16 protein-coding genes, 1 pseudogene and 1 other annotated feature are annotated in these 15975 nt (G+C 34.5%); of the genes and pseudogenes, 10 read left to right on the plus strand and 7 right to left on the minus strand.

The features are described from left to right. Positions 1-63: 63 nt before the first annotated feature. The 4 genes from BKP45_RS09825 to proB all read right to left on the minus strand — a co-directional run bounded on the left by BKP45_RS09825 (position 64) and on the right by proB (position 4482). A complete protein-coding gene (locus BKP45_RS09825) occupies positions 64-897 on the minus strand; it encodes an ion transporter (protein ID WP_245747418.1) in 834 nt (277 codons plus the stop codon). Between the two features lie 349 nt (positions 898-1246). Further along, positions 1247-2071, minus strand: a complete 825-nt coding sequence (gene proC, locus BKP45_RS09830) for a pyrroline-5-carboxylate reductase (RefSeq protein WP_071389515.1) — start codon at positions 2069-2071, stop codon at positions 1247-1249. A 46-nt stretch (positions 2072-2117) separates the two neighbouring features. Further along, entirely contained in the window at positions 2118-3365 is a 1248-nt protein-coding gene (locus BKP45_RS09835) for a glutamate-5-semialdehyde dehydrogenase (protein WP_071389516.1), read from the minus strand. 13 nt (positions 3366-3378) lie between these two features. After that, positions 3379-4482, minus strand: coding sequence for a glutamate 5-kinase (proB, locus tag BKP45_RS09840; RefSeq protein WP_071389517.1), 1104 nt, complete (start codon positions 4480-4482; stop codon positions 3379-3381). A 74-nt stretch (positions 4483-4556) separates the two neighbouring features. Further along, positions 4557-4766, minus strand: a binding site (T-box leader). Positions 4767-4882: 116 nt separating this feature from the next. On the opposite strand from proB, the gene BKP45_RS09845 reads away from it, so the two are divergent. The 6 genes from BKP45_RS09845 (at position 4883) to BKP45_RS09870 (ending at position 8963) form a co-directional block, all read left to right on the plus strand. Further along, on the plus strand, positions 4883-5140 hold the full coding sequence (locus BKP45_RS09845; RefSeq protein ID WP_071389518.1) for a hypothetical protein: 258 nt from the start codon (positions 4883-4885) through the stop codon (positions 5138-5140). A 75-nt stretch (positions 5141-5215) separates the two neighbouring features. Then, positions 5216-6010: an SDR family NAD(P)-dependent oxidoreductase gene (locus BKP45_RS09850; protein ID WP_071389519.1), complete on the plus strand. Its 795-nt coding sequence runs from the start codon at positions 5216-5218 to the stop codon at positions 6008-6010. A 231-nt stretch (positions 6011-6241) separates the two neighbouring features. Continuing rightward, on the plus strand, positions 6242-7453 hold the full coding sequence (locus tag BKP45_RS09855; RefSeq protein WP_071389550.1) for a Y-family DNA polymerase: 1212 nt from the start codon (positions 6242-6244) through the stop codon (positions 7451-7453). 3 nt (positions 7454-7456) lie between these two features. Next, the gene (locus tag BKP45_RS09860) at positions 7457-7798 is read left to right on the plus strand and encodes a YolD-like family protein (RefSeq protein ID WP_084787794.1); all 342 of its coding nucleotides are present in this window, start codon (positions 7457-7459) and stop codon (positions 7796-7798) included. 128 nt (positions 7799-7926) lie between these two features. Further along, complete coding sequence (locus BKP45_RS09865) at positions 7927-8214, plus strand: hypothetical protein (protein WP_071389520.1); 288 nt, start codon at positions 7927-7929, stop codon at positions 8212-8214. Between the two features lie 278 nt (positions 8215-8492). Next, on the plus strand, positions 8493-8963 hold the full coding sequence (locus BKP45_RS09870; protein ID WP_071389521.1) for a low molecular weight protein-tyrosine-phosphatase: 471 nt from the start codon (positions 8493-8495) through the stop codon (positions 8961-8963). Positions 8964-9012: 49 nt separating this feature from the next. Here the strand turns inward: BKP45_RS09870 and BKP45_RS09875 are convergent, their stop codons facing one another. After that, a complete protein-coding gene (locus tag BKP45_RS09875) occupies positions 9013-9192 on the minus strand; it encodes an H-type small acid-soluble spore protein (RefSeq protein WP_071389522.1) in 180 nt (59 codons plus the stop codon). Positions 9193-9393: 201 nt separating this feature from the next. On the opposite strand from BKP45_RS09875, the gene asnB reads away from it, so the two are divergent. Then, positions 9394-11241 carry an asparagine synthase (glutamine-hydrolyzing) gene (asnB, locus tag BKP45_RS09880; protein ID WP_071389523.1) on the plus strand — a complete coding sequence of 616 codons (1848 nt, stop codon included), beginning with the start codon at positions 9394-9396 and terminating at the stop codon, positions 11239-11241. A 185-nt stretch (positions 11242-11426) separates the two neighbouring features. After that, on the plus strand, positions 11427-12359 hold the full coding sequence (locus tag BKP45_RS09885) for a manganese-dependent inorganic pyrophosphatase (RefSeq protein ID WP_071389524.1): 933 nt from the start codon (positions 11427-11429) through the stop codon (positions 12357-12359). A 370-nt stretch (positions 12360-12729) separates the two neighbouring features. On the opposite strand, the gene BKP45_RS09890 is transcribed toward BKP45_RS09885, so the two are convergent. Continuing rightward, complete coding sequence (locus tag BKP45_RS09890) at positions 12730-13410, minus strand: 3'-5' exonuclease (protein ID WP_071389525.1); 681 nt, start codon at positions 13408-13410, stop codon at positions 12730-12732. Between the two features lie 513 nt (positions 13411-13923). Continuing rightward, positions 13924-14634: a class I SAM-dependent methyltransferase gene (locus tag BKP45_RS09895; RefSeq protein WP_071389526.1), complete on the minus strand. Its 711-nt coding sequence runs from the start codon at positions 14632-14634 to the stop codon at positions 13924-13926. A 184-nt stretch (positions 14635-14818) separates the two neighbouring features. On the opposite strand from BKP45_RS09895, the pseudogene BKP45_RS21545 reads away from it, so the two are divergent. Both BKP45_RS21545 and BKP45_RS09900 read left to right on the plus strand, forming a co-directional pair. Beyond that, positions 14819-14972, plus strand: a pseudogene (locus BKP45_RS21545) (SDR family oxidoreductase); the annotation flags it as partial. Between the two features lie 121 nt (positions 14973-15093). Beyond that, positions 15094-15966: a Cof-type HAD-IIB family hydrolase gene (locus BKP45_RS09900; RefSeq protein WP_084787800.1), complete on the plus strand. Its 873-nt coding sequence runs from the start codon at positions 15094-15096 to the stop codon at positions 15964-15966. Positions 15967-15975 lie beyond the last annotated feature (9 nt).

The raw sequence follows: 15975 nt of genomic DNA on the forward strand, positions 1-15975 counted from the left end.
ACTGGTTTTTTTACTTCAATTTAAAAATAGAATAAATTAGTGATAACGACCTCGAATTACAACCTACTGAGATTTTCCTTTTTCATTGGATAAATTTATTATTAACTGTTTTAACTCTCTTACTTCATTTTTTAATTCTGCTATTTGATCTGGTTCTTCCTCAGTATTAGCAGAGTCAGCTTTTTCCACATTACTTACAATGACACCGATAAATAAGTTGAAAATTACGAAAGTACCAATGAGTACGAAGGAGACAAAATAAATCCACGACCAAGGTAATTCATTGAAAATCGGCCACATGACTCCACTTGCCCATGACTCAAGAGTGACAACTTGAAATAATGTTAGTAAGGAAAGTTGAAGAGAACCAAAATATTCCGGTGCAACATCTGCAAAAAGCATCGTTCCAGTTACGGCAAAAATATAAAAGATAATGCTCATTAACAGCATAATATTCCCAAGTGCCGGTATTGTTAATAATAATGCGTCCACTAATTTTCGAAGGGAAGGTACTACAGAAATGGCCCTGAACACTCGAAGTACACGTAAAATGCGTAATACAGTAATAAAGTGAGCACCAACAAAAATGTGTCCAGCTGCTACAATGATAAAATCAAACCAATTCCAACTGCTTCTGAAAAAATGACTAAGCTTTTTTTCTGCCATGATTCTTAATATGATTTCAAATGTAAAAATCCAAAGCAATACTTTATCTATCGTATTAAAAAGTACTTTATTAGATTTATAAATTGAAGGATATGTCTCCAAGCCAACAATAACCGCATTAATCATAATTAATGTGAGGATTGCTCCTGTGAAATATTTATGGTTTACAAGATTGCTAATTTTTTGTTGTATATTGGGTTGTTTTTGTTCATTTGTCATCAGTTGTGACATCTTTTTCCTCCAATCTTGATGAAAGTTGAAGCACCACTTTTTATTCTACTAAATTTTATTGGTAGATGGAATAATTTTTGAGAGTTTTACAGATTTTCTAGCTGTTGTCATTAAATCTCAATTTAGAAAGTTATCTCGTCGTTGTTCATCAAGGAGCAGAGAAACGTTATATTTAAGCAAAATAAAAAGCGGAAGAGCATTTAGGGTGGATGATAGGAAAAAGCTGCAAGTTTGTATACAAAAAAAGCTGAGTTAACCTCAGCTCTTTTTTATAACCAGAATTTATAAATTTCTAACTTAGGAACTGTCTATCTCCAGGCGCCTTACACTTTTCTAGATATTATTAATATTAAGAATAAAGTTTCCCAAGTTCTGTTGAACGTTCAACAGCTCTCTTAATACATTCTACCATTGCATCTTGAATTTGGTAGCTCTCCAAAGCTTTAAAGCCTGCTTCTGTAGTGCCGCCTGGACTCATTACTTGTTGATAAAGAGTTTTGGAAGGGAGATCTGTTGCTTTTATTCTTTCTGCTGTACCGATAAGTACTTGTGCAATAAGGTGCTTAGCTAAATCTTTATCTAATCCGACTTCACTTGCTCCTTTTTCCATCGCTTCAATTATATAATAAATATAAGCTGGACCTGACCCTGATAAACCAGTTATGGCATCCTGTTTTTCTTCTTCAACAACAACAACTTCACCGATCGCTTCAAATAATTTTTCTGCCACAGTTAGATGTTCACGGGTAGCAAATTCTCCGGAAGAAATGGCAGTTATAGAGGCACCAATAGCTGCAGAAGTATTTGGCATCGTCCTAATTATTGGAGCGTTGTGATCAATAAGTTTAGAAATATATGTTGTTGACACTCCAGCTAATACCGAGATGAACAATTGATTCTTTGATGTGTACGACTTTATATTTTCAATAGTTTCTGCGATATCTTTTGGTTTAATAGCAAAAATAATGATATCCATATTTGGAATTACTTCTTTAGAATTTTTAAACGTTTGTACTTGATAGTTTTCTTCTAAAAAGTTTAATCTTTCCGTGTTTTGTTTATTTGTTACGTAAATTTGTTCTGGTCGTAATAATTTTTTTGCTACAATACCAGAAATCATCGCTTCAGCCATACTACCGGCACCGATAAAGGCAATCTTTTTATCTGTTAACATCTGATCTCTCTCCTTCGTCTTTACCTCTTTACCATTCTGCTTTTCTTTATGAACGTATTTGTCCATTACCTAAGATGATATATTTTGAAGATGTTAAAGTGTCTAGTCCCATTGGGCCTCTTGCATGGAGCTTTTGTGTACTAATACCAATTTCAGCGCCAAAACCGAATTCAAATCCATCTGTAAAGCGAGTTGAAGCATTATGGTAAAGTGCAGCAGCATCTACGAACGTGAAAAATTTATCAACGTTACTTTGTGTTTCTGAAATAACAGCTTCTGTATGTTTAGAACCATATTGATTAATATGATTAATTGCTTCATCAACATTATTAACTATTTTTACAGCTAGCGTTAGATTTAGAAACTCTGTAGCCCAATCTTCCTTGGTAGCAGCGTTCACGCGGTTATCGAGTTGCATTGCTATATCATCACCACGTAATTCAACACCTTTACTTACTAGAGCATCAACTAGAATTGTAAAATGTTGATTTGCCCATTTTTCATGAACAATTATAGTTTCACAAGCGTTACAAACAGATGGACGTTGTGTTTTGGCGTTCACTACAATGTCGATCCCCATACTTTTTTCTGCTGTTTCATCAATATACACGTGACAGTTTCCTACACCTGTTTCTATAACGGGCACAGTAGCTTTTTCTATAACGGTTTGAATAAGGTTTGCCCCCCCACGAGGAATAAGGACGTCTAAGTATTCATTTAGTTTAAACATTTTTTCTGCCGTTTCTCTGCTTGTATCTTCTATCAGTTGAACGGCTTCCTTAGGGATAGAGCTTTTCTCTAAGCCTTTATGGATGACAGTAACTAAAGCTTTATTTGAGTTTATAGCTGAAGAGCTTCCACGTAGTAAAACGGCATTACCTGTTTTTAAACAAAGGCTAGCAGCATCCACTGTTACATTTGGCCTTGCTTCATAAATCATTCCGATAACTCCTAAAGGTACGCGAATTTTTTTAAGGAATAAGCCATTTGGGCGCTCAGTTTCAAAGGTGGTTTCCCCAACAGGATCGTGTAAATCAGTTAGTTGTTCTAAAGCGTTAGCCATATCTGTAATTCTTGCTTCTGTTAAACGAAGCCGGTCTATCAAGCCATCTGAAAGCCCATTTGCTTTTCCTACCTCGATGTCTTTATTGTTTTCTTGTAAAATATAATCCATTTCAGTCACTAATGCTTGACTAATAAATTTTAGTGCTCTGTTTTTCTCTGCTGTTGAAGCGGCACCTAGTAATCCAGTTAATTCGTTTGCTTTTTTTGCTTTAAGTAATAGTTCACTCATCATATTCACTCCTCTAAAATGTAATCCAATGGTCTCGATGTATAGCTTCAGTGTATGGGCAATTTATTTTCTCTTTGGCTTCTTTGCTAGCTTTACCTTTAATGGCACGTAGATCTTCAGAAGAATAATTCACTTGGCCTTTTCCGATGGATTTACCACGACTAGTGATTACTTCTACGACATCACCTTTTTGAAATGTCCCTGAAACTTCTTTAATTCCAATTGGTAATAAACTCTTTCCTTTTGTTAATATTGCATTAGCGGCTCCATCGTCGATAACAATGTTTCCATTAGTATTAGAATGAAGGGCAATCCACTGCTTTTTATTTTTTACTACTTTTTTATTTGCGGTGCCGATATATGTTCCGTCACCTTTCCCTTTTAATATGTCTATCAGCTTTTCTTCATTAACTCCTGTCCCGATAAAGACAGTAACGCCTAATGAAGTCGCTGTTTTTGCAGCTTCAACTTTTGATTTCATACCACCAGTTCCAAGTTTTGAGCCTGTAGCTTTAGCTTCACTTAATAGTTCATCGTTAATGGTAGGAAGGTAATGATATTTCTTTGCATTAGGATTTTTCCGTGGGTCCTCATCGTACAGACCGTTAATATCAGTTAAAATGATTAAGCAATCCGCATGAACAAGTCCTGCTACTAAAGCAGACAACATGTCATTATCTCCAAACGTAAGCTCTTCAACAGAGGTTGAGTCATTTTCGTTTATGATAGGTACTACACCACGGCTAATAAGTTCTGTTAATACAGCATAAGCATTACTGTGCTGTTCTTTGCTCAAAAAGTCATTTCGAGTTAAAAGGAGCTGGGCCACAACGATTTCATGATGACCGAATGCTTCCTCGTAGCCTTGCATAAGTAAGCCTTGCCCAACTGCTGCAGCAGCTTGTTTTCCGGCAATTGTTACAGGCCTTGTAGGATATCCTAACTTTGTAAACCCGGCAGCAACGGCTCCAGATGAGATCAAAATGACGTCATGTCCCTGTTTTTTAAGATTAGCTAAGGCGTTGGCATGTTCAACAAGTTTTTCTTTAGAAAGTCCACCTTGGACGTTAGTTAATGAACTACTGCCAATTTTTACTACAACTCTTTGCTTACTCATAATAACCCCTCTTTTATTGAAAAATGATCTAGGGGAACCCCCCTGTATAAAAATAAAAAACCTTCCATCCTTATAACAAGGACGGAAAGTTTATCCGCGGTACCACCTTAATTGACATCAAATGATGTCCTCTTAGCACCTTTAACGTTGGTGTGACGGTTAGGGATTAACCTAACAGCTCTAGGGTAGGTTCAATAAGTTTTTTCACGATGGAATCTTTCAGCCGCTGAATTCCACTCTCTTTCGTTAAAACGTTATTTACTAGTCCCTTTCAACACTTATATCATTAAATTAGTTTTTTTAATTATCTGACATTTAGCAGTTTAATGTCAATACTTTTTTTTTCTTTATGAATATGAATTATAATAGACATTGATGACAAAGTAAAGAGGGGAAAATGATGGCAAGCTTTATGCTTAAAAACGCAGTTATATATGGAGAAGAAAAGACCTATGAAAATGGATTTGTTGTGGTAGAAGAGGGAGAAATTTCATCAATATGTCATTGTCATGAAAAATTAACTCTTGTTAAAGATGTTATACAACTACCTAATGACTGGAGAGTAGTTCCTGGGTTTATCGACCTTCATATTCATGGTACAAATGGGTGTGATGTAATGGATGAGATGAGTTATTGCCTTGAGACGATGTGTAAATAATTACCTCAAGAAGCACTAGCATATAAAAGTAAAGAATTCAATACTTACGTAAATAGAAAACTAGAGGTGAATAAATTGGCTAAAAATTTACATGATAAAATAGTTGTAATAACAGGTGCATCAAGTGGTATAGGATTAAATTTAGCGATGGATGTAGCAAAACGAGGAGCGGTACCTGTTTTAATTGCTCGTTCTACGGAAAAATTAGAGGCTGCTAGTAAGGAAATTTATCAACATACGGGGATTGAACCCTCGTATTATACACTTGATGTAAGCCAAAATGATGCGATAAAAAAGACTTTCGCTCAAGTAGTAGAAAAGCATAAGAAAATTGATGTACTAATTAACAATGCGGGATATGCTGTTTTTGACAAATTTATAGATGCAAAATTAGACGATATAAAGGGGATGTTCGATGTTAATGTATTTGGGGTAATTGCTTGTACCCAAGCAGTTCTTCCATCAATGCTTGAAAGAAATGAAGGCCATATCATTAATGTTGCATCAATTGCAGGTAAATTAGCAACACCAAAGTCGAGTGTTTATTCCGCTACTAAGCATGCAGTTTTAGCTATTACAAATAGTGTACGAATGGAATTAAAGGATACCAATATTTTTGTAAGTGCTGTTAATCCTGGCCCCATTAAAACAGCTTTCTTTGACCGAGCTGATGCAACAGGAAATTACACGAAAAATGTTGAAAAGCTTATGTTGGAAGCATCTTTTGTTTCCGAGAAAATTATTCAATTAATAGAAAGGCCTAAACGGGAAATTCATTTACCTGGTTGGATGGGATTAGCAACAAGATTTTATCAGGTTTTTCCTGGGTTAGTTGAAAGAGTTGCTGGAAAAAAACTAAATCAGAAGTAATAGCTTTTCTTGTGCAATATTTTCTGTAGCTGTAGCTCTGTGGGTTGAACGAATTTGTCGTTCAGTCCATTTTTTTCAAATTGAAACAGAACGTATATTCGCTTATAATATGAAGTATAATAAGAAAGAATGTACGTTCTGTTTGTGGTGTCAATGTAGAAAGGGGTGATTATTGTGGAAACGGAGATAGATTATAACGTCTACCCGAAACGTACGATCTTTTGTATTGATATGAAAAGCTTTTATGCTAGTTGTTCAGCTATTGAACTTGGATTAGACCCACTAACAAGCTATTTAGCGGTTGTTGGTGATACACAGAGAGATGGGAGTATTGTTTTAGCAGCAACTCCCCGTCTAAAGTCAGAGTTTGGGATTAAAACAGGAAGTCGTCTTTTTGACATTCCAAATGATCCTCAAATTCAAATTGTAAATGCACAAATGTTAATGTACTTAAAGATTTCCACCAAGTTAACGAAATTTTTTAATCGTTATGTGCCTCTTGAAGCAATTCATACGTATAGCGTTGATGAAAGTTTTCTTGATGTGAATGGAACAGAACGTTTGTGGGGTGGAAAGCTAGCTTTAGCAAAGCGAATTCAAGAAGATATGTTAACAGAATTCGGATTAACTTGTTCTATTGGTATTGGGCCAAATATGCTTCTTGCAAAAGTTTGCCTTGATCTAGAAGCAAAAAAAAAGGGAATAGCTGAGTGGACATATGATGAGGTCAAAAAGAAACTTTGGAACGTTTCTCCTTTACGTGAGATGTGGGGAATTGGTTCACGAATGGAAAAACGCTTAAACAGATTAGGAATTTTTTCTGTTGGTCAACTAGCAAATACACCATTAAAGTTACTTGAAAAGAAATTCGGTATTATGGGGAATCAACTTTATTATCATGCTCATGGTGTTGATTTTTCTCTAATAGGTGCTCCTATTTTGGATGGACAAGTTAGCTTTGGAAAAGGTCAGATTTTACTTCGAGACTATAAGGATATTGAGGAAGTAAAATGTGTGATTTTAGAGATGTGTGAAGAAGTTGCTAGGCGTGCAAGAACAGCTAAAAAAGCAGGCAGAACGGTCAACTTGTGCATCGGCTATAGTAAAACTGAGTTAGAGGGTGGGTTTAATAGCTCGTTTACACTTCAAGATCCTACAAATATTACACTTGAACTGTATAAAGTATGTTTAAAGATATTTTCTAAACATTATAATGGGCAAATTGTAAGGAGTATTTCCATTACTCTTTCTAATATAGTAGAAGATGATCAAATTCAACTTAATTTATTAGAACCAAATAAGCCACGTCAAAGGGATTTAGGATATGTAATGGACTTTATTAGGGAAAAATATGGTTCAGATAAGCTACTTCGAGCTGTTTCTTACACAAAAGCGGGAACAACTAAACATCGAAGTAAACTTGTCGGTGGACATAAAGCGTAAGAGGTGAGACCGATAATTAAGGATCGTGGTAATATCAAATGGACATCAATGATGCTTCCTGAGCATGTAACAATGCTTAGGGAGTTAAAAGAAAGTAGTAACTATAAATATAAGCCAGTTTTAGATGAGCAACAATTAGAGGAACTCAATGAAACAATTTGTTACGCAATAGATACGAAAACACCAGTGAGGATCACCTATTTTAGAGATTATGATTTCAAAAATGTTATTGGAGTTATTCGGCATTTTGATATTGCTTTGCAATCTATACGCATAGTAAATGAAGAAAATTTCTATTTAAAATTAGCAATAAAAGACATTATTAATGCAAAAATTATAGAGTAAGTTTTTCTTCATTTTTGTTCAAAAAACTTTAATATATTTCAGCGATTAATCATCGCAAATATTCGAAAAAAATGTTATAGTAATGGTGCAAAAAATTAAATTTAAAACTAAGAATGGGAAGTGAAGACGTGATCGTTCAAGATTTAGTCGAAACAAAAGAGTATTTCACTGAGGAAACCAAAGACGAATTTTTCGTTATTTATGAAAAGTTTGAAAACAGTGATTGTAACTGCGAGGGTGATATGTTAGAAGAAAAAGAATGTGATGATGAGGAAATTGTCCAAATTTTTCATGGCAACCCTAAGTGCAGTGGTTCTTTGCGAAATATTAAGAGCTATCGCGTTGGGCAAGAGTTCGGAACAGTTGAAGAAATTCTTGCGAAAATTAAAGAAGAGCATAGAGAAATTTTTAAGTAATAGTATAAAAGGACGTAATCCGTTTCCTAATTATATATAGTTCGTTTTCACAAATCCTCTCATAGTAAAATGAGGGGATTTCCTTTTGGTCTAGAGTTAAAAAGCGAGTCTAGCTGTCGCAGGTGCACAAGAAGAATAGTAAAAGATTAATTGTTGTTATTAATTTTTTACATAAAAAAATAGAAAAGCTATAATAGGTCTATATTATTTTTAGGCGTAGACCGTTGCTAATAGTTGTTAAGCTTCAATTATACATATTTAAAGGAAGGGGAACGTAAATGATTAAAGTACTATTCGTTTGCTTAGGAAATATATGCCGTTCACCGATGGCAGAAGCAATTTTTAGACAGAAGGTTAAAGAAGTTGGATTGGAAAAAGAAATCATTATAGATTCTGCGGGAACTGGAGATTGGCATATTGGAAAAAGACCTCATGAAGGTACGTTACAAATATTAAAAGAAAACAATATTGACTCATCCAATATAACAGCGAGACAAGTAACGATGAAAGATTTAAGTGATTTTGATTATATAATAGCAATGGATGCACAAAACTTAGGAAATTTAACGAGGATGAGAGGTAGAGATTTTTCAGGTGAAATACAGAGATTATTGGATTACATTCCAAAATCAAAGGTAGTAGATGTGCCCGATCCTTATTTTACAGGGAATTTTCAAGAAGTTTATAACCTAATAGAAGAAGCTTGTACTAAACTTCTTGCATACATTCAGGAAAAAGAACAACTTTAATTAAACAAAGAAGGCATCTGCTAAATAATTTAGTAGATGCCTTCTTTGTTTAGGACTCTTGTAATTCTTGAACATGCACAGTCATTTCTTGATCAGGGTTTTCTCTAGGGTAAACTCGCGCAGTGCCTTCTTGTGAATTAACATTTTGAATCCATATAGAAGCGCCGTTATGTTTAACTTCAATATCTTTAGATGATTCTAAAATCTGTTGAGCACGGTTTGCATTCATATACCAGTTGTCCTCCTTAATGAAAGTCTAACCATAATATTTCATCAATAGAAAGAAACTATTCATTTAGTAAAAAAATAATGTGAGAATACATGCCAATTGAATTGAATGAAGAACGATTAGGCACATAAGTGAATATGTTGTTGTATGGGTCAGAGTGGCCAAAGATTATACAACATTCCCTAGGAGGAGTTGAAATAGATGTGCGGTATTACTGGTTGGGTTGATTGGAACAATGATTTACGAAATGAAGTAAAAACTGTTGGGAAAATGGCCAAAACATTAAGTCAGCGCGGACCAGATGATTCCAGAGTCTGGAGTTCATTACATGCGGCTTTTGGTCATACACGACTGGTTGTTGTTGACCCTGAAGGTGGAAAACAACCAATGACAAAGTCAGCAAAATCTAAGGCTTGTACAATGGCTTACAACGGTGAGCTTTATAATACAGAAGATATTCGAAAAGAACTGCTAGCGCGTGGGCATTCCTTTAAATCTCATTCAGATACAGAGGTTTTACTTACTTCCTTTATTGAGTGGGGAGAAGCGTGTGTTGATTATTTAAATGGTATTTATGCGTTTGCGATTTGGGATGAAAAAAAGGAAGAACTTTTTATTGCTCGTGATCGTTTAGGGGTAAAACCTTTATTTTATCAGGAATTAAATGGAGCATTACTATTTGGTTCCGAATTAAAAGCAATTTTAGCACACCCTAATGTTAAGTCAGAAGTGACAAGGGAAGGATTAGCGGAAGTGTTTGGCTTAGGTCCTTCAAGAACACCGGGGCACGGTGTGTTTCATAATATGAAGGAATTACGTCCAGGTCATGTATTAAAATATAATAAAAATGGATTAAAAATTCAAAGATACTGGAACGTAAAGAGTGAAGTCCATGAAGAAAATGTAGAACAAACTGCAGAAAAAATTAATTGGCTATTAAAAGATACTGTAGAAAGGCAGTTGGTAGCTGACGTGCCTGTAAGTACGTTTCTTTCAGGTGGAGTTGATTCTAGTGCCTTAACAGCATTTGCGGCAAACTATTTTGAGAATGAGGGAAGAGGACCACTTCATACGTACTCCATTGATTATATAGATAATGATAAATATTTTAAAGTAAATGATTTTCAGCCAAACGCAGATGGCCCTTGGATAAAAGAAGTATCTGAATTTTTAGGGACGAAACATCATTCGTGTATAATAACAAATGAAGATTTGGCAGGTTATTTAAAAGAAGCCGTTTACGTTCGCGATTTACCAGGTATGGCTGACATTGATTCATCTTTACTTTGGTTTTGTGAAAAAATCAAAAAAGATGTAACTGTAGGCCTTTCCGGAGAGTGTGCTGATGAAATTTTTGGTGGTTACCCATGGTTTCATCGCGAGGATTTGATGAATCGTGAAAGCTTTCCTTGGATGCATTCCACACTAGAGCGTGAGGCACTATTAACAGAAGAGTGGCGAGAAAAACTTCAGCTGAAAGATTATGTTATGAACCGTTATACAGATACTGTTGCTGAAACCCCTCGCCTAGATGGAGAAAGTAATGAGGATGCGAGGAGGAGAGAACTGTTTTATTTAAACATGGTATGGTTTATGACGACGCTACTTGATCGAAAAGACAGAATGAGTATGGGGGCGAGTCTTGAAGTACGAGTACCTTTTGCTGATCATCGATTAGTAGAGTACGTGTGGAATATTCCTTGGAAAATGAAAAACCTAGAAGGTAGAGAAAAAGGTATTTTACGTAAGGCTCTAGAAGGAGTGTTGCCAAATAGTGTGCTTTATAGAAAAAAGAGTCCATACCCTAAAACTCATAACCCTTTTTACACAAAAGTGGTAAAGAAATGGTTACAAGAAATTGTTGATGATCCCAAATCGCCACTACTTCAGTTTGTAAACGAAAAAAAAGTAAGAGATATTATTGATACAAATGGAGCTGCATTTAAGAAACCATGGTTCGGGCAACTCATGACAGGACCACAACTTATTGCCCACTTAGCGCAAATTGATACGTGGCTTAGAAAATATAAAGTCCAGATAAAAGAATAAAAAGTCAGCTAGTGAAGCAGAAACTTCACTAGCTGTTTTTACTTCTCCATGCCTATCGAGTATCTTTCAAATAGAGAAACGCGAAAAATTTACTACATAATGTAAAATACAGTTTAGACAAAATGCATTTTTTTCGATAAAATAGTGGCTATCGACATAAAATTTAATCATTAAGGAGTAGAGAAATGGAAAAAGTACTTATTTTCGGTCATAAAAACCCAGATACAGACACAATTTGTTCAGCAATTGCTTACGCAGATTTAAAAGTAAAATTAGGATTGGATGCTGAGCCAGTACGTTTAGGAGATGTTAATGACGAAACTCAATTTGCGTTGGACTATTTTAAAGCAGAAGCACCACGTTTAGTTAAAACTGTTGCAAATGAAGTTAATCAGGTAATTTTAGTAGATCATAATGAATTTCAACAAAGTGTAGAGGATATTGAAAAAGTTCGTGTGTTAGAAGTTATTGACCATCACCGTATCGCTAACTTTCAAACAAGTGACCCATTATATTATCGTGCAGAGCCAGTTGGTTGTACGGCAACTATTTTAAATAAAATTTATAAAGAGAAAGGTATTAAGATTGAAAAAGAAATTGCAGGGTTGATGTTATCAGCCATTATCTCTGACTCTTTATTATTTAAGTCTCCAACATGTACTGACGAAGATGTACAAGCAGCGCATGAATTAGCAGAACTTGCAGGGGTGGATGCTAATTCATATGGTTTAGAAATGATAAAAGCAGGAGCGAATTTAAGTGACAAGACTGTAGCTCAATTAATTTCACTTGATGCTAAAGAATTTCAAATGGGTAACTACAAGGTTGAAATTGCTCAAGTAAATGCTGTTGATACAAATGATGTACTAGTTCGTCAAGAGGAACTAGAAGCAACACTAAACGCAGAAATTGAGAAGAAAAACTTAGATTTATTTGTATTGGTTGTTACTGATATATTAAATAGTAATTCAGTGGCATTAGCTTTAGGAAATAAAACAAATGCAGTGGAAGAAGCTTATAATGTTACATTAACTAATAACACTGCTCTTCTTGAAGGCGTTGTTTCTCGTAAAAAGCAAATTGTACCTGTGTTAACGGATATTCTCAGTAAAGCATAATGTCAATTTGTCTAGTCTTACTTTGCTTTATTTCCTTATGTATTCTTTTATACAGGATGTTATCAAAACTACATAAGAGTGAGGTAAATGATAAAAATAAAACAACAACCGCTAGCTGGTTGTTGTTTTATTTCATAATCAGAATTTATAAATTTATAACTTGGAAACTGTCTAGCGCAAGCAGCCTACGAGCTCGGTCACTTCAGTCAAGCAACTGACTTCAATTACCTCTTGAAAGCCTTCGTTGATTAACTTCATACAGCTTTGCTCCTACGATTACTCGTCGCACAAAACACTGCTTCGAGGAAGCTTACTACGAAGCGGTACTTGAAGACGCAGAAGCACGTAAGAAGCCAAATAGCGGCTTCTGTCAAAGGCCTTCGGAGTGCCTGTCGCTCGTGACCAAGGCGCTTGCGCTTTTCTTGTTATCATTTACTTTTAACGCTTTATTAAGTTGAATGGTTTGCTTAATTTTTTTGGATTGCTGAAAGATTTCCTTTTTAGTAACTATGTTTTTGTCTAATTTTATTTGGTCGATAAACTTTATTAGTAAATGTGCTGTATTAATGGCATCATCGATCCCTCTATGAGCTTTTCCTATAGGGGCAATTTCAGCTATACTTAAAGCGTTTTTTAAACCTAATTGACTATTATTGTCAGTTGTAATGATTTTTCCTATTTGCTTTTGAATGTCATTATAATTTTTAAACCAATCTAGTTTAATTTTATTACGAATGCATTGATTGATGATATGTGACTTATCATCTTTACCCCAGGAGCATAGGTAGTAATTGTCCCCTACCCATTGAGTAAATTGTTGCATACCATTTTTGAAAGGTATTGCTTTATCAAGATCTTCTTTTTTCATCTTAATAAATTTTCGGGTGCTTTTTGAAACGTAACCGCTTTTAGGTGATATGTAAACTTGGAACTGATCAACAATCTTTTTGGAATTTAAGTCAATTTTACAAGCTCCGATCTCAACAATTTCGCTAAGTTGACCTTTCCTAAATCGTTTAACTAATTCTAGGTCATAAACTATTACATTCAATGTAAATCTCCCCTTCAACTGATGTTTATGTATGATTACTTTTCCCGAGTTTCATGACAAAATTATAACTGTTTTGCTGATTTTATTCTAAGACGTTTTCAGTTAGTTTATCTCTTTTTAATATGTTGAATTAAAATTAACATATCTAAGAGGTATTTTAAATATATGGATAAGAAAAAGTGCGTGGCATTTTCAGTATATTTAATAAAAGAGAGCAATTTCTCAAGTCTCCAAAGCTACTGACTTCAATTACTGCATGAAATGCATTCTAGAGTAGCTACATGCATTTTTCATCTTGCGGCTACTCGTCTCACAAAACACTACTTCGAAGAAATTTACTATGAAGCAAAGTTAGTAGACACAGAAGCATTTTTTTCTTTTTGAGTTATGACCAAGTTGTTGCGCTTTTCTATAAGCAGAAAAAACACATTCAATTTTGAATGTGTTTTAAAAAATACGGTTTTAGTAATTATGAAATTAACTTAGTTAAATGTAATAGTGAATAAAGCGAAATTATTTAATGCATTTAAAAATACGATAAGTTAACCTATCTTTAAATTTCTCCATTATATGAACATGACTTTCTAAGATAGTAAACAATGTTGGGTCAATGTAAGGTGAAGGGTCATTTTCTTCTGAGGCAATGTGTTGATAATGTACATTCTCTTCATGTTCCACACTAACAGTTGAAAAACCTACATTGGTAAAGTGATTCGTCCATTCCTTTTCAGTTAGTATTTTCTGTATACCGTAAACGTTTTGTATTTCAGCTTTTTCAAATAGATTTAAGTCTTTAGTAGTGGTCATTTCAATGGAAATAAGTTTTGCATTAGGTTTCAACACACGATAAAGCTCAGGTAATGATAGATCGATACTTGTAAACACAAGAACAGACTCGGCGAGTATAAGATCGAAATTATCGTCCTTAAAAGGGAGTGCTTCAGCATTCGCTTTAAGTAGATTAATTTGTAATTTTTTATTATTAAAGCGTTTTTTGGCTTTTTCAACCATAGTTGAATGGGCATCAAGGGAGGTAACATTACATTTGTAGTTTTTGGCTAGAAAAGCAGATGATTGTCCTGTACCACAACCGATATCAAGAACATGCATTTCTTTATTAATGTTTTCCTTTGAAAGAATAGTTTTCGATAAATTTAATCCACCAGGGTGTGCACTACTAATACCGAGCTCGGCTAACAAATCAGTATAATTTAATTTCCTCATTTGAATAATATCACCTTTCATTCGTTTGTTGTTAACTTATGCAAAAGGGATAAGAAATGTTAGGGTAACTTAAAAAAGTAAACTCGTAGTAACAAGCTTAGTGGATTTGAAAAAATTTAGTTATTCAAAACAATGAGCGGAATCTAATCTCCTACTAAGGTTGAATAAAGTCGTTTTGCGATAGGTTGATCATCAACAACATTTTTCAAAGCGGGTTGGGAAACCTAGTGATATCGCGAAAGCTTGCTTTTTTAACGGCGGAGGACAATGATTTCATAACAGGTTCTAATATTGTCATTGATGTTGGTATGACAAGAAAAATGATCTATGAAGAATAAGGAATAGATTGTAGATTATGAAACCGTTTTTTTGCTCTGTAATACTAAAGAAAGCAGTTTGTTTATAATGAAAGATTTTGATAATCTTTCATTGACAGTAATAGGAAGTGGAGGAGTAAAATTGAAATTAATTGCAACTGATATGGATGGAACTCTTGTTGATCATATGCGCGAGCTTCCTGGAGAAAATGCAAAGGCAATTCTAGCGGCTCAAGAAGGTGGAATACTAGTAGTTGTTGCAACAGGTAGAGATTATACGGAGGCAATCAAACCATTAAAAGAAGCAGGAATTCGTTGTCCGATTATTTGTGTAAATGGAGCGGAAATTCGTTCTGAGGAAGGAGAAATTATTGATAGTACGCCTTTGTCAACTAAACAATTTAGGGAAATCGAAACTATACTAGGTTCACTAGATATTTATTATGAAATTTACACGACGAAAGGTGCATTTACAAAAGACCGTAAACAAGCGTTACAAGTTGTTATCGACGTGATCGAAAGTACAGGCTTTGATGCAAGTGAAAAAGAGGCTCTACAAATTGCAGAACGTAGATTTCAACAAGGTGAAATAACTTATGTAGAAAGTTTTGATAACCTTGTAGAAGACCAAAATGTCGAAATTCTTAAAGTTTTAGCATTTACAAAAGATGAAAAAGCAAGATTAGATGGGAAAAATAAATTAGAAAATCCTTTTTACGAATTATCTATTAGTTCTTCTGCAAGTGATAATCTTGAAATATCAAGTCGAAATGCACAAAAAGGAATTGCCTTGAAGATGTTTGCGGAAAACAAGGGTATATCCATGGAGGAAGTAATGGCAATTGGTGATAACTTTAATGATGTTTCAATGCTAAAAGCAGCAGGAATAAGTGTTGCCATGGGAAATGCTGAACCTGAGATTAAAGACATTTGTAGTTATATTACAAAAACTAATGATGAGAATGGTGTTGCCTTTGCGATAAATAAATTTTTAAAAGAAACGGTAGGGAAATAAAAAAAAACG

The organism is Anaerobacillus alkalidiazotrophicus (assembly GCF_001866055.1).